Annotated in this window: 20 protein-coding genes; 9 read left to right on the forward strand and 11 right to left on the reverse strand. The window is 40.9% G+C overall.

Translation table 11 applies throughout. The features are described from left to right. Positions 1–266: 266 nt before the first annotated feature. Positions 267–434 (reverse strand): hypothetical protein, encoded by a 168-nt coding sequence (locus EOK74_RS20800; protein ID WP_166638712.1) that lies wholly within the window; start codon positions 432–434, stop codon positions 267–269. Positions 435–735: 301 nt separating this feature from the next. After that, complete coding sequence (locus tag EOK74_RS04160; protein WP_133468665.1) at positions 736–1,326, reverse strand: helix-turn-helix domain-containing protein; 591 nt, start codon at positions 1,324–1,326, stop codon at positions 736–738. A gap of 111 nt (positions 1,327–1,437) precedes the next feature. Here EOK74_RS04160 and EOK74_RS04165 point away from each other — a divergent pair, with 111 nt between their 5' ends. Next, the gene (locus EOK74_RS04165) at positions 1,438–2,184 is read left to right on the forward strand and encodes an SDR family NAD(P)-dependent oxidoreductase (protein WP_133468666.1); all 747 of its coding nucleotides are present in this window, start codon (positions 1,438–1,440) and stop codon (positions 2,182–2,184) included. A gap of 17 nt (positions 2,185–2,201) precedes the next feature. Here the strand turns inward: EOK74_RS04165 and EOK74_RS04170 are convergent, their stop codons facing one another. The 7 genes from EOK74_RS04170 to EOK74_RS04200 form a co-directional block, all read right to left on the reverse strand. Continuing rightward, positions 2,202–2,627, reverse strand: a complete 426-nt coding sequence (locus EOK74_RS04170) for a hypothetical protein (RefSeq protein WP_133468667.1) — start codon at positions 2,625–2,627, stop codon at positions 2,202–2,204. 26 nt (positions 2,628–2,653) lie between these two features. Continuing rightward, entirely contained in the window at positions 2,654–3,214 is a 561-nt protein-coding gene (gloA, locus tag EOK74_RS04175; RefSeq protein WP_133468668.1) for a lactoylglutathione lyase, read from the reverse strand. A gap of 128 nt (positions 3,215–3,342) precedes the next feature. After that, the gene (locus EOK74_RS04180) at positions 3,343–3,747 is read right to left on the reverse strand and encodes a DUF1801 domain-containing protein (RefSeq protein WP_133468669.1); all 405 of its coding nucleotides are present in this window, start codon (positions 3,745–3,747) and stop codon (positions 3,343–3,345) included. A gap of 11 nt (positions 3,748–3,758) precedes the next feature. Next, a complete protein-coding gene (locus tag EOK74_RS04185) occupies positions 3,759–4,955 on the reverse strand; it encodes an FAD-dependent monooxygenase (protein ID WP_133468670.1) in 1,197 nt (398 codons plus the stop codon). Between the two features lie 16 nt (positions 4,956–4,971). Then, on the reverse strand, positions 4,972–7,086 hold the full coding sequence (gene ovoA / locus EOK74_RS04190; RefSeq protein WP_133468671.1) for a 5-histidylcysteine sulfoxide synthase: 2,115 nt from the start codon (positions 7,084–7,086) through the stop codon (positions 4,972–4,974). A gap of 52 nt (positions 7,087–7,138) precedes the next feature. Then, the gene (locus EOK74_RS04195; protein WP_133468672.1) at positions 7,139–8,236 is read right to left on the reverse strand and encodes a hypothetical protein; all 1,098 of its coding nucleotides are present in this window, start codon (positions 8,234–8,236) and stop codon (positions 7,139–7,141) included. Between the two features lie 75 nt (positions 8,237–8,311). Then, a complete protein-coding gene (locus EOK74_RS04200; protein WP_133468673.1) occupies positions 8,312–8,581 on the reverse strand; it encodes a TIGR03643 family protein in 270 nt (89 codons plus the stop codon). Between the two features lie 157 nt (positions 8,582–8,738). Here EOK74_RS04200 and EOK74_RS04205 point away from each other — a divergent pair, with 157 nt between their 5' ends. From EOK74_RS04205 to EOK74_RS04215, 3 genes are read left to right on the forward strand one after another with little or no spacing between them, the layout of a single operon-like run. Beyond that, complete coding sequence (locus EOK74_RS04205) at positions 8,739–10,166, forward strand: cryptochrome/photolyase family protein (protein WP_239024006.1); 1,428 nt, start codon at positions 8,739–8,741, stop codon at positions 10,164–10,166. Positions 10,167–10,168: 2 nt separating this feature from the next. After that, on the forward strand, positions 10,169–11,707 hold the full coding sequence (locus tag EOK74_RS04210) for a cryptochrome/photolyase family protein (RefSeq protein WP_133468675.1): 1,539 nt from the start codon (positions 10,169–10,171) through the stop codon (positions 11,705–11,707). Next, a complete protein-coding gene (locus tag EOK74_RS04215; protein ID WP_133468676.1) occupies positions 11,694–11,834 on the forward strand; it encodes a DUF2256 domain-containing protein in 141 nt (46 codons plus the stop codon). Before EOK74_RS04210 ends, EOK74_RS04215 begins: the two co-directional genes overlap by 14 nt. Before the next feature lie 86 nt (positions 11,835–11,920). On the opposite strand, the gene mdoH is transcribed toward EOK74_RS04215, so the two are convergent. Both mdoH and EOK74_RS04225 read right to left on the reverse strand, forming a co-directional pair. Next, positions 11,921–13,864, reverse strand: coding sequence for a glucans biosynthesis glucosyltransferase MdoH (mdoH, locus tag EOK74_RS04220; RefSeq protein WP_239024007.1), 1,944 nt, complete (start codon positions 13,862–13,864; stop codon positions 11,921–11,923). Continuing rightward, positions 13,854–15,416, reverse strand: coding sequence for an OpgD/OpgG family glucan biosynthesis protein (locus EOK74_RS04225; protein ID WP_133468677.1), 1,563 nt, complete (start codon positions 15,414–15,416; stop codon positions 13,854–13,856). Before EOK74_RS04225 ends, mdoH begins: the two co-directional genes overlap by 11 nt. A 932-nt stretch (positions 15,417–16,348) precedes the next feature. Between EOK74_RS04225 and EOK74_RS04230 the strand changes: the two genes are divergently transcribed. The 5 genes from EOK74_RS04230 to EOK74_RS04250 are packed head-to-tail and all read left to right on the forward strand — an operon-like array spanning position 16,349 to position 21,877. Beyond that, the gene (locus EOK74_RS04230) at positions 16,349–17,677 is read left to right on the forward strand and encodes a sigma-54-dependent transcriptional regulator (RefSeq protein ID WP_133468678.1); all 1,329 of its coding nucleotides are present in this window, start codon (positions 16,349–16,351) and stop codon (positions 17,675–17,677) included. Between the two features lie 47 nt (positions 17,678–17,724). Next, complete coding sequence (locus EOK74_RS04235; protein ID WP_133468679.1) at positions 17,725–17,940, forward strand: histidine kinase; 216 nt, start codon at positions 17,725–17,727, stop codon at positions 17,938–17,940. 1 nt (position 17,941) lies between these two features. Next, positions 17,942–19,444: a sensor histidine kinase gene (locus tag EOK74_RS04240; RefSeq protein ID WP_133468680.1), complete on the forward strand. Its 1,503-nt coding sequence runs from the start codon at positions 17,942–17,944 to the stop codon at positions 19,442–19,444. Next, on the forward strand, positions 19,437–19,895 hold the full coding sequence (locus EOK74_RS04245) for a response regulator (protein ID WP_133468681.1): 459 nt from the start codon (positions 19,437–19,439) through the stop codon (positions 19,893–19,895). The genes EOK74_RS04240 and EOK74_RS04245 overlap by 8 nt, the downstream gene beginning before the upstream one ends. Positions 19,896–19,921: 26 nt before the next feature. Continuing rightward, positions 19,922–21,877, forward strand: coding sequence for a hybrid sensor histidine kinase/response regulator (locus tag EOK74_RS04250; protein WP_133468682.1), 1,956 nt, complete (start codon positions 19,922–19,924; stop codon positions 21,875–21,877). Positions 21,878–21,888: the final 11 nt, after the last annotated feature.

Here is a 21,888-nt window from a genome sequence, read left to right on the forward strand (position 1 = left end):
AGAATACGAGGGATGGCAAAGGCCAGAGCCTTACTCAAAAGTGCCTAAAGTCTCTAAGTACTAAACACAACACTCAACATAAGCTGGAGAGTTAAAACTCGCCTGAAATTTGTGCTTTCACACCCAATAACAAAGAAAACTCTTCAATAACGAAAAACCAACCTTTAAAACATCAAAACACCCACCCAAAAACCGAAAAAATCAGAAGAATGACTTAATCAGAATCGCTGTCTTTACTTTTTTAAAAGTGACTGTCTTTGTTATTTTTAAGCAATACCACCTAAAATACAAACCAAACCCAGAACCTGCCCAATAATTGCGTAAGTCAGTTCCATTTTAGCTAAGGCAAGTTGTGTATTTTGATCTGTTTTTGGATCAACTTGTGAATAATTAACAGCAAAAACCCTATCTTCTTTCTTGTTTTTGTTATTCAAACTTAAATTCCTCCTGAATTGTCTAGCAAGCTAACAATTTATTAGACGACATAATGTCGTGTTTAAACACGACATTATGTCCAATATAATTCAGACCTTATTTTTACTCGGTCTCTACGTTATTCTTTTATAACTGTTTTTTACCTATCAAGCAAAAGCTAAATGGGAAAGTACCCCAAAATGTCCACGATCNCAAATTAAATTGCAAGGCATTAACGCAGACACACATCGTAGCTTTACCGTAAGGTATCATTGCTGGCCCAGTAAATAAGTTCTTTAGCTCTTTAACTTTTCTCATAGCTCAATAAACCACATAAAACAGCCCTGTAGCCAAAGGAGTAGATATACACTCAAACCTGTGAGGAATAGCCGCATTAAAACTGATTAATTGATGGGCTTTAATAGACACACGCTTGTTGGCGATAAACATCAACAAACTGCCTTGCTCTAGCCAAATATGTTTAGTTGATCCTGCCACATTGGCCGCAAACGCTGTCTTTCCAGTTGTTTTAAAATAAAAATGATAGATTTCATTAGAGAAGTGCCGTGTTTGGCTGTTTAGCAAATGACAAACGAAAGGGCTGTCTTTTTTACTAACTAAGTTATCTGTATTGATTTCAGATACACGAATATTAAGTGCCTGCTCTGGTGGCTGTACTAAGTCTCCTAAACTTATTTCCATAGCATTGGCTAACTTGGCTAACACCACTATGGTTGGCGTGGTCTGCGCTGATTCAATTTGTGCGATCATTGAACGACTTACACCTGAGCGATCCGCAAGGGCTTGCAAGCTTTCTTGTTTCGCGGCCCGATAACTACGTACAAAATGTCCAATAAAATCAAAACTAGGCTCACTTTGTGTGTACTTTTTATCAATAGTGTCTGTTGTCATACTCCCCACCACATTCCAATATACTGGATAAATTCCTATTTATACTTACACAGTCATCAAGAAAGCGCCAGACTCACCATTCAAAACACAATTCATTCAGGTGATTAAGTCATGGCAGAATCAAAAAAAGTCGTAGCGGTAACAGGTGCAAACTCGGGCATTGGGCTAGACATTGTTAAAGCCTATCTTGCCGCGGGTCATAAAGTCGCAGCGTTTTCACGAAGTATTGAGCAATGTGAAGCTTTGGCTCAGCAGTACCCCAAAAGCTTAATGTGTAAACAGGGGGTAGTTGAGAACTCACAGGATTTAGAAAGCTTTTATCAACAAATATCAGATACTTGGCAAGGGCTCGATATCCTTGTTGCCAACGCGGGTATCGCCCATGCAGAAGCAATATCAGAGGTAACTGAAGAGAGCTTTGAAAACACCCTAAACATCAATGTAAAAGGCGTGTTTTTCACCGTACAAAAGGCATTGCCTGTACTCAACAAAAAGGCATCTATCACTTTAATTTCATCCATACAGGCTAATCGCGGGGCCGGTGTGTGGGCAGCTTATGGCGCCTCTAAAGCGGCGGTTCGTTCATTGGCCCGCTCCTTTGCAGCAGAACTTGGGCCAAAAGGTATACGGGTAAATTGCTTATCACCCGGTGTCACGCAAACGCCTATCTTTGATAAATTTGGCATTGATAGAGAGGTACTTGACCAAAGCTTAATTCAAATTAGTGACAGCACGCCGCTAAAACGCTTAGGTACAGTTGATGATATTACCAATGCAATCATGTATTTAAACTCAAACAATGCGTCGTTTATTACCGGGGCCGATTTACAAGTAGATGGAGGCTTGGCACAAATTTAAAAATACTCTAACTAGCTTTAACTTTTTAAAGCTAGCCATTGCTGCTTTAGGCCAGCTAAATGTAGTAAACCTAATGCTAGGCAAATACTCGAACTCCATACCCAAAACTCTGGGCTTCTACCAATAGGGTTAGTCACAAAGTAAAAACCAGCCACTCCCCGTAAAAGGTAAATACTGGTAATAGCAACAAGGGCAAGGCGTACTAATGGCAAACCTTTAATTAGCCCAGCCCCCGAGAATGCAAACAGAGCCCAAATCATTAACACACTGGCAATCCCTAGTGTGATAAGAGTGGGCTGCATCATACCTTGTTCAGCCATGTTCGCCATATGCTCACCAGCCCCAAAAAAACGGTACCAAGGCGCACCAAAATAAATACACCCTAGGTGCAACAACCCAGCTATAGCGTTTAAGCTGCCTGCTGCAATTAGGTTATTGTTCACATGTTTTCCTTTGGTGTGCACTAACATTACTTTTGCTGCAAGTGGCCTTTCAGCAAACTTGGTAAGCGCTCTGGAGTGAATATTTCAATCCAGTAACCATCTGGGTCTTTAATAAAAGCAATGCCTTTCATGCCGCCATCGTTTGGTTTTTTCTGAAACTCAACTCCTAAAGACTCAAACCGTTCACAGGCCGCATCAATATCAGGCACAGAAAACCCAATATGGCCAAAGCCCTTAGGCTCAGAATTACCATTGTGATAAGACACAGTGTCGTCGTTCTCATCACCCCAGTTATGGGTCAACTCTAACATAGCTGGGCGACCAAAGGTTTGCACCATGCGTTGGTCATCGTCTGCAGACCAATCAGCGCTAGCTTGTGGTGGTACACAGGCTAAAAAGTACAGGGAGAACTTCATGTTTTCAAAGTCTAGGCGTTTGACTAACGTCATGCCTAACACTTGGGTATAAAAGGCTAATGTAGGCTCAGGATTTTTGATCCTGAACATGGTTTGATTAAATACAAATTCATGGGTGGCAGGGTCGTGCTCTTCGCTTAAGCCTTTAGCTTGGTCAAAATGACGGCTCATATTGATATCCTTTTATGCATTATTAACGCGACAAGGGGTTATGGTATCTTAGATGATAAGCCCTTTGAATGGTTTTATAGGGTCAACAAAAAAGTAAGGTATCAAGCCTACTTTTTAGATGGTTTGTCTTAATTATTAATACTTTTACGCAGCTGATAAGTTAAGGCTGCAAAGATAAACTGCTTTATAGGCTCTTCTTGAATAGGGTCGCGGCTATCAAATAATATTCCGCGGTTTTTATCGTAATCTAAGTCTGGGTAAACCAACCTAAACTCTTCAATTAAACGTGTTTGACAGTGTACAAAGAGTCCGTACCTTTGCGGGTTAGCCTTAAGGGGGGCAAGCCTTACTGTTGTTCCAGATTTAGGAGTATGAGTTAGGTAACTTGGCTCTCCCCATTTTAAACATTCGTTAATCTCGCCTATGTTTTCAGACGTGTTTGCAATATCTAACACCCACTGGCGAATAGTTAATAGAGTATCTTTAACACTTGGCTGATAACTATCAAACACGGCTTTTACTCTTGGCTCCATCCTCAGCCCTTTTAGCCCAAGTCTTTAGGTAGGTTGTAACCGTATATACCATCTAGTTGTTTGGCTGCCAAAGCATCACTTAACCCAAGCTTTGAAAGCCCTAACAGCACAGCTAACTTTGCTTGATTGGTGGGCGTACTCATATGATACAAGCCTGCATTTTTACGTGCCCCAAGTTGAATACCTTTGGTGCGGGCTAATCGTAAATTTTGATACTTTTCTAAAGCAGCTGGTATGGGTAAATTACTCGCCAAGCAATGGGCTAACGCATAGCTGTCTTCAATGGCCATGGCTGCACCTTGTGCTAAAAACGGCAACATGGGGTGGCAAGCATCTCCTAGCAGCGCAACATGTTTATCTACCCACTGGTTCAATGGTTTTCTGTCAAACAAAGCCCATAAAAAGCAAGACTCAGCAGCCCCAAGTAACTCAGTTACTTCTGGGTGCCATCCCTTAAAAGCGCTTTTAAGTTCATTAATATCACCAGCTTCGTTCCAAGACTCTTTGCGCCAATCATCTCGTTCTTGTACCGCCACAAAATTCACTAAGTCGCCGCCACGCAAATAATAACTGACAAAATGCTGCCCTGGCCCCACCCATAAATTAGCCTTAGGCTTAACTAGATTTTTGGGAAGTTTACTGGCTTTTACTGTACCTCGCCATGCCACTTGACCTGTGAATTCAGCTGGGGCTTCTCCCAACATACAAGCCTGAACCTTAGACTTAATTCCATCAGCACCAACAAGTAAATCAGCTTGCACTTGAGTGCCACTTTCAAACTCAATAGACATGCCATTATCATGTAATTGATAACCTAATACAGCATCACCTAAGTGAATACTTACCCCTTCTTCAATGCACGCATTATATAGAGTAGTATGTAAGTCAGCTCGGTGGATATGTAGATAATCAGCAGCATATTTTTCAGTGGCACTTGCCCCAAGGGGCACAGAAAAATAGTGGGTGCCTGTTTGGTAATGACGCATCACGGCTGCGCTAGGTTGAAACCCTAATGTTTTGATCTCATCAGCTACATTTAAGCGCGCCAATACATGCATGGCATTGGGGCTTAACTGCAACCCCGTCCCTACCTCAGATAGTTCAGCGCTTTGTTCATAAACAGCAAGATCAAAGCCCTTTTTTCGTAACGCCAACGCAGCGCAGAGGCCGCCAATTCCAGCCCCTGCTATCACAATTTTTATACCCAAAAGGGATCCTAAGGAGTTAGATTTTCTTACGCCAAATAGTAATATGGTTGTTAGCGGTTTGGCTAGTGCGTTTGTCTAATTCAAACTGGCTAACAATATCAGCCTGCTGCAATAACTCAAACTCACCTTCCATCAACTCCGTCAGGTGTGCTTCACTGCTTAGGTTTTCACCGTTACGTTTAACACCGCCTATCCAGCGGTGTTTATCGGTTATATCTTCATTCCAACCGTAACTGCTGCCTATTACCATAATGCCACCGGGTTTAACCCTTTGGCTCAATTGCGCTAGTAACACTTCTGGATGATAACTGTATTCAATGACACGATGGCAAACGAGCACATCATAATCACAAAATTGCGGCTTAAGGTTATGGCCGTCACCTTGGGCAAAGTTCAAGTTTTCAGGAGCTTGCTGAAAACCTAGATCAGCCAGGGTAACCTCATGAAAATCAAAAATATCACCTTGAGTAGGCATGGCATAACGAACCTGCCCTTGCTCTTTTAAATCTAAGCAATGCTGAATATGCCTAGCGGTAAAATCGATACCATCAACCTGCCCTGCTATTTTTGCCAGTTCAAATGATAAACGCCCTGCACCGCAACCTAAATCTAATACCTTGCTATCGGCCTTTATATAATCTTTAACAAGACTCAAAAGCTGCTGAATATCACATGTGGTATCTACACTAGTGGCCTTAAAGTGATGATGTAACAAGCGGCTTATCTCTGTTTGCATCTCACATTTAGTCACAGGTGTAATAGGGACCTCTTGACTTGAACTTGCCACATAACGAAACCCAGCATGTTGATAAAAATGACGGCGAAACGCATAGCGTGAATCACGAGTAGCTTCGTTTCCGGTAGAAATCCAACTGCCCCCTTTTATGAGGTTATGTTGACCATCAAAAGTAGGAGTTGAAAAGTCATCATACAAAGGGTGAACCTTGAAGCCTTCATAACCATCGATTGGGCTTTCTGTCCACTGCCATACGTTACCAATAACATCATAAAACTCAGTTTGCTTAAATTGATCAACAGGACATGAAGAGGCGTAATGTTCTAAATTAATGTTACCCGGGGCTTTACTCCAATAAGGTAAATCAGTATCAAGTTGCTCTCTAAGTACTTGCCACTCACCTTCAGTGGGCAAACGTACAAAATCTTCGCTTAGGCTATTTTTCCAATTACAAAAGGCTTTTGCTTCAAGGTAATTTACTTCAACAGGCCAGTTGAGAGGCAAAGGGATTTCTTCTGTTAGATTACGTTGCCAATACTCACCATTCTTTACATCCCAAAATCTGGGCGTTGTAGACTTAGTGAATGCTAACCAACTTTGGCCCTCTTCGGTCCAATACTGTTTATTTTGATAACCACCAGCATTTATAAACTCCATAAATTCTTGGTTAGAAACCAAATACTCAGACGCAGAAAACTTGTCTACAGAAAGAGGTTGTTGACCATATTCATTATCCCAACCGTAGGTTGCATTGGCTTCAGGTTTGCCCAAAACAAGGTCTTGAGCTGCCACATCAATTAAGCGGTTCCTTGGCGCATCACTGAATTCAGCACAAGACTTCCATAGGTTGGAGGGGGTGAGATAAATTAAATCAAGCATGCGTATGATCACAGATGATGTTTCTACATGAATGCGTTCATGTTCACATCCCATCAACAACACCCAAGCCAGTGAATCTTGCTGAATTGGCAAAGCCAAAGGCATAGTATCAATTAGCGCCAATACGCGCTTTTTAACATTATCACGGTATTCAGACACAGCGCCTACGCTTGGCCATTCATAATTACCTGGCGACAAATCGTCCCAAGACATTTCGTCTACACCAACTGCGCAAACAGATTCAATCTGTTCGTTTTCGCGGCTTTGAATAAATTGCCCTAAGAGTAATTTATTGATGTAAAAAACAGCTGTGTGACCATAATAAAATATTAGAGGATGTCGCAAAGGCTCGGGCCGAATGTAATAGGCTTCATCTTGATTAATCAATGAAAACAATGACTCGTATACATCCCACGTTTGTTCAAAGTAGGTTCTGATTTCGGCCCGTTTACTTTCAACATTATCACCCGTTAATAAAGGTGGCTTATCAAGGGTGATTACTTTTTGTTTTAACAAAATGTTATTCCTAATATTTTTACTATCAGCTTAAATATAGCCTATTAAATTTTTATGATCCCAGAGCAATATTGGACCCTTGATATGGTGCTAAAACCATATCTCTAATCCTTTTACCTAGGTTTGTGGCATCTGCGTCAAACATATTTTGACAATATAGGTCTACTTTATTTACCAACCAATTGTCATTTTCAAATAAAGACAGAGCCCCAAGAACTAAGGTGTCGTCATAGTCTGTGTCATTTATCGACCTAGGTAATGCCTTGTCTAAAACGTTAGGAGCAAGTTGCCCTGTTTTCCAACTACTTATACCTTCAAGTACATTTAACAACGCAAATATCACATTCAAATAAGGGTTATACGCTTGACTGGTTGCCCCTATTCTATGTTCAACCCGGGCTGTTTTTTGCCAATCAGTGGTGTAAGACAGCACTGAGTTGTCTGCAGCAAAAAATAATGGTTCTTGACCCATAGCTTGGTTGTGCTTGCCTTTTTCTTTGTACAAAGCAATGCTGCCTTGATGCCCGCCAGATAACACCACAGGCGAACTCAGTTCAGCATCTAAACCATAGTCTTTTCTTAGAGATAAGCGTTTAAACGCATCTTCTTCAGGTAAAAACAAAATACAGTTGTGATAGCTATTTTTTAGCAGGTGGTATTGAACCCATTCTCCTAACCCTTGCTGTGCAAATAAATTTTCACCCTTGTCGTTCTCAACACTTACGTTCAATTGTATGGCATTAGGTATATGAACAGACCGCGTATCTATTGAAAATATTGCACCCGAGCCACTGAGATAACGTCCGCTATCAGCGCCCCAAGCAACGGGCTGCATCAATACATTTGCTGCGCCGTATTGGCGCATAAGTTGAGGCAGTAACTGCATAACCTTGTCGAGGTTTTGAGCCTCTTTTAAAGGAGATTGGCCATTAAAAAGAGAGACATACTCCCATTGGTTTTTCCAATACTCAGTTTTCAGCTCACCATCTATATCAAGCTGTTTCAGCTTGCTATTGATGCCAGAGTAATCAAGTTGCTTTTGCCATGGAGATAATTCAAATACCCCTTCTAACTCAAAGTGCACCACTGGGTTAAACCCCTGCAGTGCTAAGTTATCGAGCAAATGTTTTATAATGTGTTGCAGCAACATAATGTTAAGCGTTCAACTCTGTGTTTATATTTATTGTTGTAAGTGTACAAAGCTAAAATGAACAGGCAACTACTATCACCTATGTTTATACTGAGTTTTACAATATCCCCGCAGAATACCTTCGGGACGCATACCGAGGTGCTTTGTGTTCCTTCCTGCCATGCGCTTGCGCCACACTTTAAATGAAGCGTTTTTCAACTCCGCCCGCATAAAACGTGTCAGTTGGTTTGGCGTCATCCCAAATAAGTACTCAATAGCCTCGAAAGGAGTTCTGTCTTCCCACGCCATTTCAATGATACGTGACACCTCAGCTGGGCTATAACGATTAGGATTATTAACTTTCATAATTCACCGTTACGGGAGAATGAATTTTCTGGTTCACTAAACCATGAAAAAATAATGGCTAGATTGATCTTAAAAAGTGTAGAAAACGTAAAATGACATCTAATAGATGATAGAAATTTTTTAAAAAAGGAAGACTCCCATTAACGCAACGACTTTAGTGTGGTTCAGACAAGACTTACGATTAAAAGACAACCCTGCCCTGCACTATGCAGCAGAACTAGGGTCAGTATTGCCCATATTTATTCTTGATGAAGATTGCCCTAAACACGCTCAAATAGGGGGGGCTAGCCAGTGGTGGTTGCACCACTCTTTACAAGCGTTGAATGCTTCTTTTAATGACAAGCTGCATATGCAAAAAGGTCATGCCACAGAGATTCTACTAGACATCATTAGTACTCATGACATCAAACAAATTGTGTGGAATCGCTGCTACGAACCTTGGCAAATAAAACGTGATAGTCAATTAAAACAACAATTAATGGATATGGGAGTACAGGTTAAAAGCTTTAACAGCCATTTACTATGGGAGCCTTGGCAAGTACTTAAAAAAGACGAAACACCTTACAAAGTATTTACACCTTACTACCGCAAAGGCTGCCTAACAAAAACAGCCCCCCGTATGCCAGTAGCAAAGCCTGAAAACCTTACAATTACATATATACCCGAACTTGACCATGGCTTAGCCTCGTTAGCGCTTATGCCAAGTATTGACTGGTATGACACCATAGCGAGAACATGGTCACCAGGAGAAGAAGGCGCAGCTAAACGTTTAAGTGAATTTTTACCTAATGGAGCAAAAGAGTATAAAAACAACCGAGATTTTCCGGAGCTAGGGGCGACCTCTAAGCTTTCTCCCCATTTACATTTTGGTGAAATATCTCCCAATCAGATTTGGTACGCGGGGATCCACGCCTTAGATGGCAACATAGATAACTCGGGGTTAGATTGCTACTTAAGTGAACTTGGTTGGCGGGAGTTTTCTTACTACCTGCTGTATCACTTTCCTCATATTCCTGAGCAAAACTTTAGCCCTAAGTTTGAGCATTTTCCGTGGCGCACCGATAACGAATCATTACAAGCTTGGCAGCGAGGACAAACAGGTATCCCTATTGTTGATGCGGGCATGCGAGAATTATGGCAAACCGGCACCATGCACAACAGAGTACGTATGGTAGTTGCCTCTTTTTTAGTTAAAAACTTGCTGATTCATTGGCGCGAAGGCGAACACTGGTTTTGGGATTGCTTACTAGACGCAGACCTTGCAGCCAACAGTGCAAGTTGGCAATGGGTGGCTGGCACAGGGGCAGATGCAGCGCCCTATTTTAGAATATTTAACCCAGTAACACAGGGCCAAAAGTTTGATTCTCAAGGAGATTACGTTAAACGTTATTGCCCAGAACTCAGTAAACTACCCGACAAGTACATTCATAATCCTTGGGATGCTCCGCAGAACATTTTAGATTATGCAGGGATCACATTAGGTGAAAACTATCCCCGTCCTTTGGTTGATTTAAAAGCCTCAAGGCAAAGAGCATTAGATGCACTAGCAGATGCCAAACAGCTTGCTGAGCAGGAAGCATCTTAAGCATGGCCTGCTTACGATTAATTCTTGGTGATCAGCTAAGTCATTCGCTAGCAAGCTTGCAAGATTGTGACAAAAACCAAGACATAATTTTAATGGCTGAAGTCAAAACAGAAGCCAGCTATGTTAAACATCACAAAAAGAAAATAGCATTTTTATTCTCTGCCATGCGTCACTTCGCAGCAGAGTTAACAAGTAGCGGTCATCAGGTTTTTTACCGAAAATATGACGACAAAGATAATCAAGGTAGCTTGTTTGCAGAGGTAGCGCTTATCTGCAAACAACAGACTATTGACAAAATCATACTCACTCATCCTGGTGAATATCGAGTAGTTGCAGATATGCAAAGCTGGCAAGATAAGTTAGGTATAGAAGTAAGTATTCAAGAAGACACACGCTTTTTAGCTAGCCTTGAGGAATTTGCAAACTGGGCAAAAGGACGCAAGCAACTGCGCATGGAGTTTTTCTATCGAGAAATGCGCAAGGCCTGGTATTGCTTAATGGATGGCGACAAACCCGTAGGCAATAAGTGGAACTTTGATAGCGCCAACCGCAAAGCCCTACCCAAAGGTATGCACCCACCACCACCCACAACCTTTGAACCCGATGACATTACCCAAGAAGTTATCTCGCTGGTTCACCAAGAGTTTAGTGATCATTTTGGAAGTCTTGAGCCATTTCAATTTGCAGTTACCCGAGAGCAGGCACTACAAGTGCTCTCGGTATTTGTTGCAGAACGCCTAGATAATTTTGGAGATTACCAAGACGCCATGGTACAAGGCGAACCTTGGATGTACCACTCACATATCAGTTTTTACCTAAACTCTGGGTTACTCACTCCCAAAGAAGTTATCGAACAAGCAGAGAACGCTTATCGTCATGGTCATGCTCCGTTAAACGCAGTAGAAGGCTTTATTCGCCAAGTACTAGGATGGCGTGAATACGTACGCGGCTTGTACTGGTTCAAAATGCCCAGCTATCAGAATGAGAACTTTTTAAACGCCAAGCGCCCTTTGCCCAGCTTTTTTTGGGATGCAAACACCAGAATGAACTGCTTGTCTCAGTGCATAACTGAAACCTCTGATAATGCCTACGCCCACCATATTCAAAGATTAATGGTATTAGGTAATTTTGCTTTGCTGGCAGGCCTTCACCCTGATGAAGTCAATGAATGGTATTTAATTGTCTATGCCGATGCCTACGAGTGGGTCGAAATGCCCAATGTCACTGGCATGATTTTATTCGCTGATGGTGGATTACTGGCTAGTAAACCCTATGCAGCAAGCGGTAGCTACATCAATAAAATGTCTAACTACTGTCAACACTGCCACTACAATGTAAAAGAAAAACTGGGCGCCCAAGCTTGCCCTTTTAACTATTTATATTGGGATTTCCTAGAGCGCAACAAAGAAAAACTTGGCAGTAACCCCAGGTTAGGCATGCCGTACCGTACTTTAAACAAGATGACAGATGAAAAGCGCTTAGCCATTAGCCGAGATAGTCAGATATTTTTTAAAGCACTAGAGAGCAATGAAGAAGTCTGAACTGCCCACTAAAATCTGTGTGGTGTGTGAGCGGCCTTTCACTTGGCGTAAAAAGTGGCAACGGGATTGGCTACAAGTTAAGTATTGTTCTAAGCGCTGTGCTTCAAATAAAAGAAGTACAAGATAAGAAGCCGTCTTAGAACACTTAGTCCTTTAATAAAAAGCCCAGTCTAGTTGTCTAGACTGGGCTTTATAATGGTGAGATGAGCTTTTTTATCCGAGCTTTGAAGATACCGGCGACACTGAGCTTGGCACTTCATTACTTGACTTTGGGGGATAAATTCCTCGAGCCAAAGGCTGCAGCGGCATATCCACCCAAGCTTCTTCAGGTAACATAGGGACGGCAGCAAGTCTTCGTTTCATCTGCAAGTTTTTCATACTGCGATTAACATTACGGATAGCACTGTTTGGCTGACATTCCGTATCTAATAAGAATATCCCTTTACGTTTACACCACAGCCCGAACTTAACGCTACTTGATAACCTAATTATAGGCGCAGCTAACACTAAGCCAGAAAATACCGGCAACAACCACAAAAATAAGGTCGGGGTATAATAAGCAGTGACGCCTCCCCAAATTAGTCCAATGGTAGTCAGCAGATAACTAAAGCGGAAAGCCTGTGACCAAGGAAGCATTCGACCTTCCCTAACCTGAGCTTCCCATTTAACACTCTTACCCGCTAAAACATTAAGCACAAAATAACTATGGAACATCATCATTACTGGGGCTAACAGTACTGCAAAGAAAAACTCGACGACTGCGCTTTTCAAAAAGTTAATACCCCCACCAAACTTTTTGCGTCGCTGCAATAAGGTGATCACAATACCCAAAACTTTGGGTAAAAATAGTAAGGCTATGGTGACCCAAAGTGTCGTGATCATCACATTCTTTTTAGTGATCAACCAAGTGGGAAACAGCTGGTAGGTGCTAGTAAAATAAACTGGCGTGGTAAAGGCTTGAATTAATGCATCTGTGGTACCAGCCAATAAGGACAACAGCAGCAGAATAGAACTGGCATAAGCAAAGGCACCAAAAGTAAAGTGCATTCTGTTTGCTAGATGCAACCCTTTACTGGTTACAATCCCTAAATGTTGCATATTACCTTGCACCCAACGCCTGTCTCGGGTGGCGTAATCTATGATATTGCTAGGAACTTCTTCGTAACTACCCGCAGAGTCTGTTAACAAAAATACTTGCCACCCTGCCCTACGCAATAACGCCGCTTCAACGAAATCGTGACTTAAAATTTCTCCACCAAAAGGTTGTTTACCTTTTAGCGCAGGCAGCCCACAAGTATCGATAAAGGCTTTGACTCGAATAACGGCGTTGTGCCCCCAATAATTAGCACAGTCACCCTGCCAAAAAGACAACCCCGTCGCCAACATTGGGCTATAAACTTGCGCTGCAAATTGCACGAAACGCCCAAAGAAGGTGCTTTGTCTTGCCGGCATAGGTATGGTTTGAATCAATCCCGTGTTTGGGTTGATTTCCATACGTTGAGCTAGCTCAAGCATTTTTTCACCGGTCATAATACTGTCTGCATCCAGCACTATCATGCTTTCATACTGATGCCCCCAGCGCTGGCAGAAGTCTTTGATGTTTCCTACCTTACGACCAACATTTTTCTTACGGTTGCGATAAAAGCAGCGCCTAGCCAAATCAGTTGGTAAACGTTTTAACAAACTTTCCCAAGACCTAAGCTCTGCAGATAATAAGGCTTGATCTTGGGTGTCACTGAGCATATAAAAATCAAACTGCTTAGCACTGTGTGTCGTTAGCATAGTGAGTACTGTGGCTTCAAACCCAGCCATAATCCGCTGGGTTTCTTCATTGTATACCGGCATAACGATAGCGTGGCGTTTCTGAAGTGGCTCAGAGCTCACTGGAGCATGCTGTTCAGCTTGAAACGTTAATGGGTCTCGCTTAAACAACTTAAGAAAGAAGCCTATGATTGATGTCCAAAACGCCATGGTTAACCACAAAAATAACACTGAGGTTAAACCAAGTTGAACCCATTCTAAAGGTCTGAACTCATTGGGCTGAAAGATGATATAAACCTGTGACATGGCCCAATACGCTGTGGGCAACACCAATAACGCCATGATTAACAAACGGATTTTTCGGGCTCTAACCTTCAAAACAAAGTTATTTTTCATAAACATAAGTCCATACCTCACTAATAGGTTTTTCCTTGTGGGTAACTAAAAGTCGCATATCATTTACACTGCGTTCACTTTCAGGTGTAAACAAAAAGGTGGCTCTTATTTCGTGATCGAAATTAGTTTTAAACACTCTCACTTGGCTAACGTTGCCATTTGTCGCTGAGATGTCAGCAGCCAAATCTTCTGGGTTAATGACCAGATTATCTGGCACGGTGAAATCTACAATAAAGCGACGGGTTAAGTTGTCTTCATCCACTTCTTCACCGGGTAATCTATCCGAGCCTTGCAAGGTACGTATTACTTTTGACTTATCGTAAGCGTATGCGTCGCCACTGACAGTACTTAACTCATAATGCACATGAATACTGTCACCTTGTTTAACGGGTCTATCATTAACCCAATAAGCCACTATATTGTCATGGGTTTCTGAATTAGTAGGGATTTCAACCAACTCTAAACGGCCTTGATTAAAGCCTTTGTAAGGGGTAACCCAATAACCAGGGCGTTGATGGTAGTGCGCTTCGCTATCAACATAATGTTCGTATTGGATATCCCGCTGTAATAAGCCAAATCCTTTCGGAGCTTTGTCTCCCAAAGATGTAATACGTAAACGGTTAGGATTATCTAAAGGTCTCCATAGACGTTCGTTATTAGAGGTAATTAACATCATGCCATCACTGTCGTGAACTTCAGGGCGGTAGTCATCAGGTTTCGTTAATGAGTTTTCACCATACAAAAACATACTGGTAAAAGGCGCTAACCCCACTTTGTCTATGTCTTCTCTAGCAAATAACCAGGCTTTAACATCGGTTACCGTGTCGCCCGAGGTCTCAGACTCCATAGTAAATTTATAAATACCTGTCATTGATGGACTATCCATCTTGGCGTAAACAATAAGTTGTTTACCGTTAGCGGGTTCGATTAACCAAAAGTCGGTAAAGTAAGGGAACTCTTCTCCCTCTGGCATGCCGGTATCAATGGCGATGCCCCGTGCTGATAAACCATACTTTTGATGTTTACCAATTAATCTGAAATAGGTAGCGCCTAAAAAAGCAATCAGCTCGTCTTTGTATTTATCACTGTTTAACGGGTAATGGACTCTAAAACCAGCAAATCCTACATCTTCATTAATTTCATTAGCCAAAAACTCAGCAGGGGGGTCATATCGAAAATAGTCTGTGTTGAAAGGCAGACCCGTGACACGATTTTTATAATCAATCATGTGGATATTTACAGGATGCTTGTATAAAAAACCTGAATGAAATAGCTGCACTTCAAAAGGGTAAACCCCTCTCCAGATACTTTCTTTCGGCTCAAACCTTATGGCTCTGTACTGCTGATAATCTATACTGCTTAGCGCTTCGTTCTCAATTGCTGGCGTTGGCTCAAAATCTATTTCAGCTTCTGTTTTTGCTTGTAGCACTAGCTTGCGAAGAAACGGACTACTTTCGCTTGGTAACTCATCCTGCTGTATATTTTGCGCAGACACTTCCACTGAACTTACCAATACTAGTATCGACGCAAAAAAAACGTTTTTTAGGGACAAACTACTCTCCTTATATTTAAACTAACTGCACTTTATGGTTGGACAAATGCACTAATTACGCCACATTTTACAAAACGAGTTTTAATTTTAAATATTGATTACCACTGGCCCATCTAATACTAAAGTTGTACTTTTGAGGACCATCAGTAAATGAAAAAAATACACCTTGAGCCTGTTCATATGCGCACACCTTCCACCTCTCGTATCAAAATAAAGACATAAAAACTCCATTTTCAAAGCTCTATTATTTTTGGCTTATTTTTAATGTTCTAGAGTTAAAACCGAGCAGAAAACATACTTACCTACCCTAGCAAGTAGTTCTTTTTTATCTAAATAGCATTTAATTGAAAAATATGTCTAAGGTTAACCGCCCAATATCCAGAAAAACGCCAAAACCTCACCAACACATGACTTAAAGTAAACACACATCTAAATTAAGCCAAAAATAAATGAGAATAATTGGAATATCTATTTATATAGAAAGCGTACAATACTACTTAGGGTTTTTAAAAGTTTGAAATCTGATGCATTGCTAGAAGTAAAACTGTATACGCTTGAAGTTAACTGCACATTTAAAGCTTAAGTGTCGCTAATAAGAGTCAAAGGATTCATGAATGATTTGAGGAAATAATAGCCCTTTAAAATCAAACTTTCGTCACCAAAATATTAAACATTACATGAATACTTACAGCTGTTATGTTTGGGTTAATTATTAAACTCCTTGACGAAGATTAATAGGTGAGAAGGTCTTACAGACAATGTGTATTATTTTCACAATGACAGCAATTAGTTTCATATAGGTAAAGTTGCCAAATGTTAAAGGGAATGTGGATCCTAAATAGGTAAATTAGAACCACTAGTTTGACCACTAAGGTTCAAAGTTGTTTCACAAATATTAAATCGCAGAGAAAACTCTGTACGAGGATAAACCATTGCTAAATGTATTGCTTGTTGATGACGACTTAGAGTTTGCAGAAGTTGCTTCAAATATAATTGAATTTTTAGGGCATCAAGTGTCTATTGCCAACAGCTTGAAAGAAGCCTGTGAATGGACTGACAGCCAACCCTTTGACCATATTTTACTAGATTTTATGTTGCCAGATGGTAGTGGCTTACATTTAGTTGATCGCCTCGAAAAAAACAACTCCGCAGCACATATCACCTTTATTACCGGACACCCCTCAGTAAAAGGAATTTTGGCTGGGATCAGTGGGCCCAAAGTTGATTACCTAGTAAAACCCCTGCAAAGAGAAGATATTGAACAAGCCCTCTCTCGAAAATCCAAAAAATCTAAAGCATCTAAAGGCTCAATAGTTAAAAGACATTTTGGTTGTTTAATTGGCGAGTCTGCTGCCATGCAAGAGCTTTACTTAATGATTGAACGTGTTGCTAAGACCTCGGCGAATGTGATGTTGATGGGTAACAGCGGAGTGGGTAAAGAGGTAGTGGCCAGTGCGATTCATCAAGCCAGCCAAGTAGAAGGACAACTAGTCGCAACAAACTGTGGTGCTTTGTCGAAAGACTTGATCGGCAGTGAGTTGTTTGGCCATGAAAAAGGCGCATTCACCGGAGCAGTGGCTAAGAAGGACGGCGTGTTTGAAAGAGCTGAGAATGGCACGCTATTTTTAGACGAAGTCACAGAAATGCCCATAGACATGCAGCCTAATTTACTTCGCGTATTAGAAAGTAAGAAGGTTATTCGGGTAGGTGGTGTCAAAGAGATTCCAGTTAATTGCCGGGTAGTATCCGCTACTAACCGTTCAATGGAATCTATCGCAAAAGATAATGTACTTAGAGAAGACATTTACTTTAGGTTAGCTGTTTTTCCTATATCTATTCCTGCATTGTGTGAACGTAAAGAAGATATCCCTCTTTTAGCCCAAGCCTTTTTAGAAGAGTTAAACACTGAGAATGACTGTAACTACGAATGGACCAGTGCCCAACTAGATAAGCTTTCTAATTTTGACTGGCCGGGTAATGTTCGAGAATTAAGGCATGCTGTGCATAGAGCTTTCATTATGAGTGATCCTGCGACTAAAAATATTCAACTACCGTCTAGCTTTCAATCCCCTTTCTCACTCGCCAAAAAGGCGAATCAAGGTGTGTCTGCAGGGCAAACTATTGAAAATGTTGAAAAAGAACTGATCCGTATCACCTTAGAAAAAGTAGAGGGTAATAAAACTGCCGCCGCCGATATGCTAGGGATAAGCACCAAAACCCTCTATAACCGTTTACACGCTTACGGTGATTTCGAAGAGTAAGTCCATAGATATCAATTAGTTGAATGCAAAGTACTTAGGGAAGTCATATGTCACACGAAGAAAATGTCACTGTAAGTAAATTAGTACATGACGCTCGCTCTCCGCTAAATCGCATTTCTATGAATGCTGAGATGATAAAGTTAGTGCTTGAAAATGACATGCCAAAAGAGAAAGGCCTGCAAGCCCTAGATAAGATAATTAAAGCTTGTCAGGAATGTAGCCAAACCTTGCAAACCATCAGCCAAGAATTCGGTGATAAATAGCATGGAAGTACACAACAATAAAAAACACTTGTTCGATAACTCCCTGTCGACTTGGTTACTCATCGCAGTATTAGTGCTCGGACTAATTATCGGTAATGCTTATATCGCCATAAAAACCGTAGGGGAATTGTCCAATACACAAAAAGACCTGTATCAGACCTCAGAGTCTGTTTTAGCTCTAAATGACTTACATATCTCTGTTCTTTCAGCGGAGACAGGGCAAAGGGGATATTTGTTAACCGAAATTGATGAATATCTGATGCCATATAGGCGTGCCCTAAGAAAGGTAGCTGACCAGATGGAGCTAGTAAAACAACAGCACTTCCAGCATCCACAACAAAAAGAACACATCACCACACTTCTTGCATTAAGTGAGGAAAAATTAGATGAGCTCGAAAAAACAGTCAAACTCGCATTAGCAGACAAAGAGAGAAGAGCACTCAGTTTAGTTATGACTGGTCGTGGCAGAGACTTATACACTGATATATTAAGCCTCATCAACGAACTTAAAGAAGCGGAAATTGAATATCGCGATAGCCGTCTAAAGTATCTTTTCAATATTCGCCAAGAGGCCAACATTACGTTTTGGCTCTCTGGTATCACTAGCTCGTTGTTGTTATTTGGCATGTTATTTATGGCAAAATTAAACATTAATTTTGAAAGTAAATTGCGCCGTTCACTTGAACAACAAAATGAGAAACTTGCAGAACAAGTTGCCGCTAGAACTAAGGAACTCACCATATATTCTGAAGAACTTAGTAGAAGTAATAGAGAATTAGAGGATTTTGCATTTGTCGCCTCCCATGACTTACAAGAACCACTGCGTAAAATTAGAGCCTTTGGTGATAGATTAATGTCGACTTACGAACAAGAGCTTGAAGGTAAAGGGGTCGACTATATAAAACGAATGAAAACTGCTGCCGAACGCATGTCTAATTTAATCAATGATTTACTCGATTTTTCTAGGATAACAACACGTGGTAAAGATTTTAAAAGTGTAGATTTGAACTTAGTAATGGAAGACATTCTTAGTGATCTAGAGATAGCTTCAGAAGAAAGCGGCAGCCAAATAACCATTGACACTCTGCCTACTATTCAGGGTGACAAGGGCCAGATGTATCAGTTATTTCTAAATTTACTTTCTAACGCCATAAAGTTTCGAAAACCTGAAGTGGCGCCTGATATATCGATAACATATAAAGAAAAACACTTATCAGATGAACACACTAATCTTGAGATTGAGTGGCACATTCTAACAATTACCGATAACGGTATAGGGTTTGAGCAAGAGTTTGCAGATAAAATATTTGTTCCCTTTCAACGCTTGCATGGTCGTTCTGAATACAAAGGTACCGGTATTGGCTTGGCCGTTTGTCGCAGAATAGTTGAAAGACACGGTGGCAACATTAGTGCCACCAGCACATTAGGAGTAGGCACAGTGTTTACTGTCAAAATACCCGCTACACCCGTTCTTTTTGAAAACACGGAATCAAACAATGACTGAAGTAAATAGAAAGCCAATAACCATTTTAATGGCCGATGATGATGAAGATGACAGACTTTTGACCAAAGAAGCTCTAGACGAAAGCCGTGTTATAAATGACTTACACTGTGTTGAAGATGGCGTTGAATTAATTAACTATCTCAAGCGTAAAGGTAAATACGCCGACGCTAGTAAATATCCTTGGCCAGGTTTGATATTGTTAGATTTAAACATGCCCCGTAAAGACGGCAGAGAAGCTTTAAAGGAAATCAAAGCGGATCCGAATTTAAAGTCTATTCCGGTAGTCATCTTAACGACCTCACAACAAGAAGAAGATATGGTGAAAGGTTATGGCTTAGGCGCAGCCTCCTACATCACTAAACCTGTGAACTTTGAAGGGCTAGTCAACCTAATGAAAGCATTAGGAAAGTACTGGATTGAGTTTGTTGAGTTACCCAATCAGTCTTATTAGCAGAAAACACAGTACTCGGATTTAAAATGCAAAAAAAAAGTGCGCGAATTTTACTAGTTGAAGATGATGAAGATGACTATGTTATTGCCAGAGATTGCCTAGAAGAATTAGACGAGTATAGATTCCAAATTGACTGGGTGGCGACACCTCAAGAAGCATTTGAAAAACTAACGCTTAATCAACATGATATTTGCTTACTCGACTACCAGTTGGGAGCTCTAAACGGTTTAACAGTATTAGAGCAAGCGACTGAAATTCGCTGTCGCGTACCTATTATCATGCTGACCGGGCAATCTGACAAAGTATTAGACAAATCAGCACTAGACGCTGGAGCCGTTGACTTTATTGTTAAACACGAGCTTGATAGCCCTCGTTTTGCTAGGGCTATTCGTTATGCATTGGCCAGACAAGAGGTAGAGAATGAGCGACTAGAAAGAATTAACGCTGAAACTAAAAGCCGCTCTAAAGATCGTTTTTTAGCTCACCTTAGCCACGAATTACGCACGCCTTTAACCTCTATATTAGGTTACACAGAGTTACTGTTGGGCACTCAAAAAGCTGAGCCAGTACAAGATGAATTAAATATCATTCTAAACAATGGTAAACACTTACTCAGCTTACTAAATGATGTGCTGGACCTTTCAAAAATAGCAGCCAAAAAATTGGAGCTAAACCCTGCAACTATCCACCTAAACAGTTTTTTAGTGGATATTTATACTTTGATGCAAATAACTGCTAGCGATAAGGGTATCTCACTGACATTGAGTTCAAGTACATCCCTACCTAATGAAATTTATAGTGATCCTACCCGTTTACGCCAAATACTCATAAACCTTATTTATAATGCCATTAAGTTTACTGAACAAGGCTCAGTAGATGTGGTGGTAAAAGCAAAAGAGACACCAGACAACCAATACCAACTTCAATTTGATGTAAAAGATACTGGCCAAGGTATTCCTGTTGAAAAACTAGATAAAATATTTCAACCATTTGAACAGGTTGAAGATATGGTATCCAGAAAAGAAGAGGGGGCCGGGTTAGGACTGGCTATCTCTTCTGAACTGGCTAGCAAATTTAATGGAAGCATTTCTGCCACCTCAACTGTTGGCAAAGGTAGTTGCTTCACTGCAATCATAAAATGCAGTGCCACTAGCAACAAACAGCAATCTCTTTTGACCCTAACTAAGCAATTGGTAAACGATAAACCAACCTCTCTTAGCCCATTACAAGGACGGGTATTAGTGGTAGATGATATCCCGGATATTAGAATGCTGATTGGCCACATTACTCAGTCGTTTGGGCTAACCGTTGATTTTGCGGAAAATGGTAAACAAGCCTTAGATAAAACCATCATTAGTTTGCAAAGTAATACACCTTACGATGCCATCGTAATGGACATACATATGCCACAAATGGATGGCAAAGAAGCCGTTGTTGCTATTCGCAATCAAGGGTTTGGCGGACATATATTAGCTCTAACAGCAGCAACCATGAAGGGTGTTGAGCAACAATTAAAAAATCTAGGTTTTGATTCAGTCATATCAAAGCCTGTAGATAAAGTCCTATTACACAGTGACTTATCAAAAATTTTAGCGATCACTGAACCTAGCTTACAAAAAATAACGCCCTCCTCTTCTTCCTCACTGTGTTTTATGTTGGTTGAAGATGATGTAGATGCAGCAGAGATTACCAAGTTATTACTTGAATCCATGGGCGCAGAGGTCGCTGTCGCACATTCGGCTAAACAATGCCGAGCCTTGCTTAAATCAAAAGATAAATGGGATAAAATTTTACTTGACGTGCATTTGCCAGATGAGAATGGCTTAGACTTGGCTAAACATAGTCAATTACAAAGCTACACTGATGAAATAGTCATAATAAGCGGTGTTGATATTGACAAAGATACACTGCAACAGCATGGAGCCTCTAAAGCTCTTCTAAAGCCCTTAAATAAAGATAAACTCGCAACGTTAATCAATTAACAAAGCAGATA

It is taken from the genome of Paraglaciecola marina (assembly GCF_004360155.1).
Taxonomy (GTDB): domain Bacteria; phylum Pseudomonadota; class Gammaproteobacteria; order Enterobacterales; family Alteromonadaceae; genus Paraglaciecola; species Paraglaciecola marina.

Coding starts and splice junctions, on each gene's coding strand:
- EOK74_RS04160 (WP_133468665.1), bottom strand. CDS start 1,326: ATGACAACAGACACTATTGATAAAAAGTACACACAAAGTGAGCCTAGT.
- EOK74_RS04165 (WP_133468666.1), top strand. CDS start 1,438: ATGGCAGAATCAAAAAAAGTCGTAGCGGTAACAGGTGCAAACTCGGGC.
- gloA (WP_133468668.1), bottom strand. CDS start 3,214: ATGAGCCGTCATTTTGACCAAGCTAAAGGCTTAAGCGAAGAGCACGAC.
- EOK74_RS04180 (WP_133468669.1), bottom strand. CDS start 3,747: ATGGAGCCAAGAGTAAAAGCCGTGTTTGATAGTTATCAGCCAAGTGTT.
- EOK74_RS04195 (WP_133468672.1), bottom strand. CDS start 8,236: ATGTTGCTGCAACACATTATAAAACATTTGCTCGATAACTTAGCACTG.
- EOK74_RS04200 (WP_133468673.1), bottom strand. CDS start 8,581: ATGAAAGTTAATAATCCTAATCGTTATAGCCCAGCTGAGGTGTCACGT.
- EOK74_RS04210 (WP_133468675.1), top strand. CDS start 10,169: ATGGCCTGCTTACGATTAATTCTTGGTGATCAGCTAAGTCATTCGCTA.
- EOK74_RS04215 (WP_133468676.1), top strand. CDS start 11,694: ATGAAGAAGTCTGAACTGCCCACTAAAATCTGTGTGGTGTGTGAGCGG.
- mdoH (WP_239024007.1), bottom strand. CDS start 13,864: ATGAAAAATAACTTTGTTTTGAAGGTTAGAGCCCGAAAAATCCGTTTG.
- EOK74_RS04235 (WP_133468679.1), top strand. CDS start 17,725: ATGTCACACGAAGAAAATGTCACTGTAAGTAAATTAGTACATGACGCT.
- EOK74_RS04240 (WP_133468680.1), top strand. CDS start 17,942: ATGGAAGTACACAACAATAAAAAACACTTGTTCGATAACTCCCTGTCG.
- EOK74_RS04245 (WP_133468681.1), top strand. CDS start 19,437: ATGACTGAAGTAAATAGAAAGCCAATAACCATTTTAATGGCCGATGAT.
- EOK74_RS04250 (WP_133468682.1), top strand. CDS start 19,922: ATGCAAAAAAAAAGTGCGCGAATTTTACTAGTTGAAGATGATGAAGAT.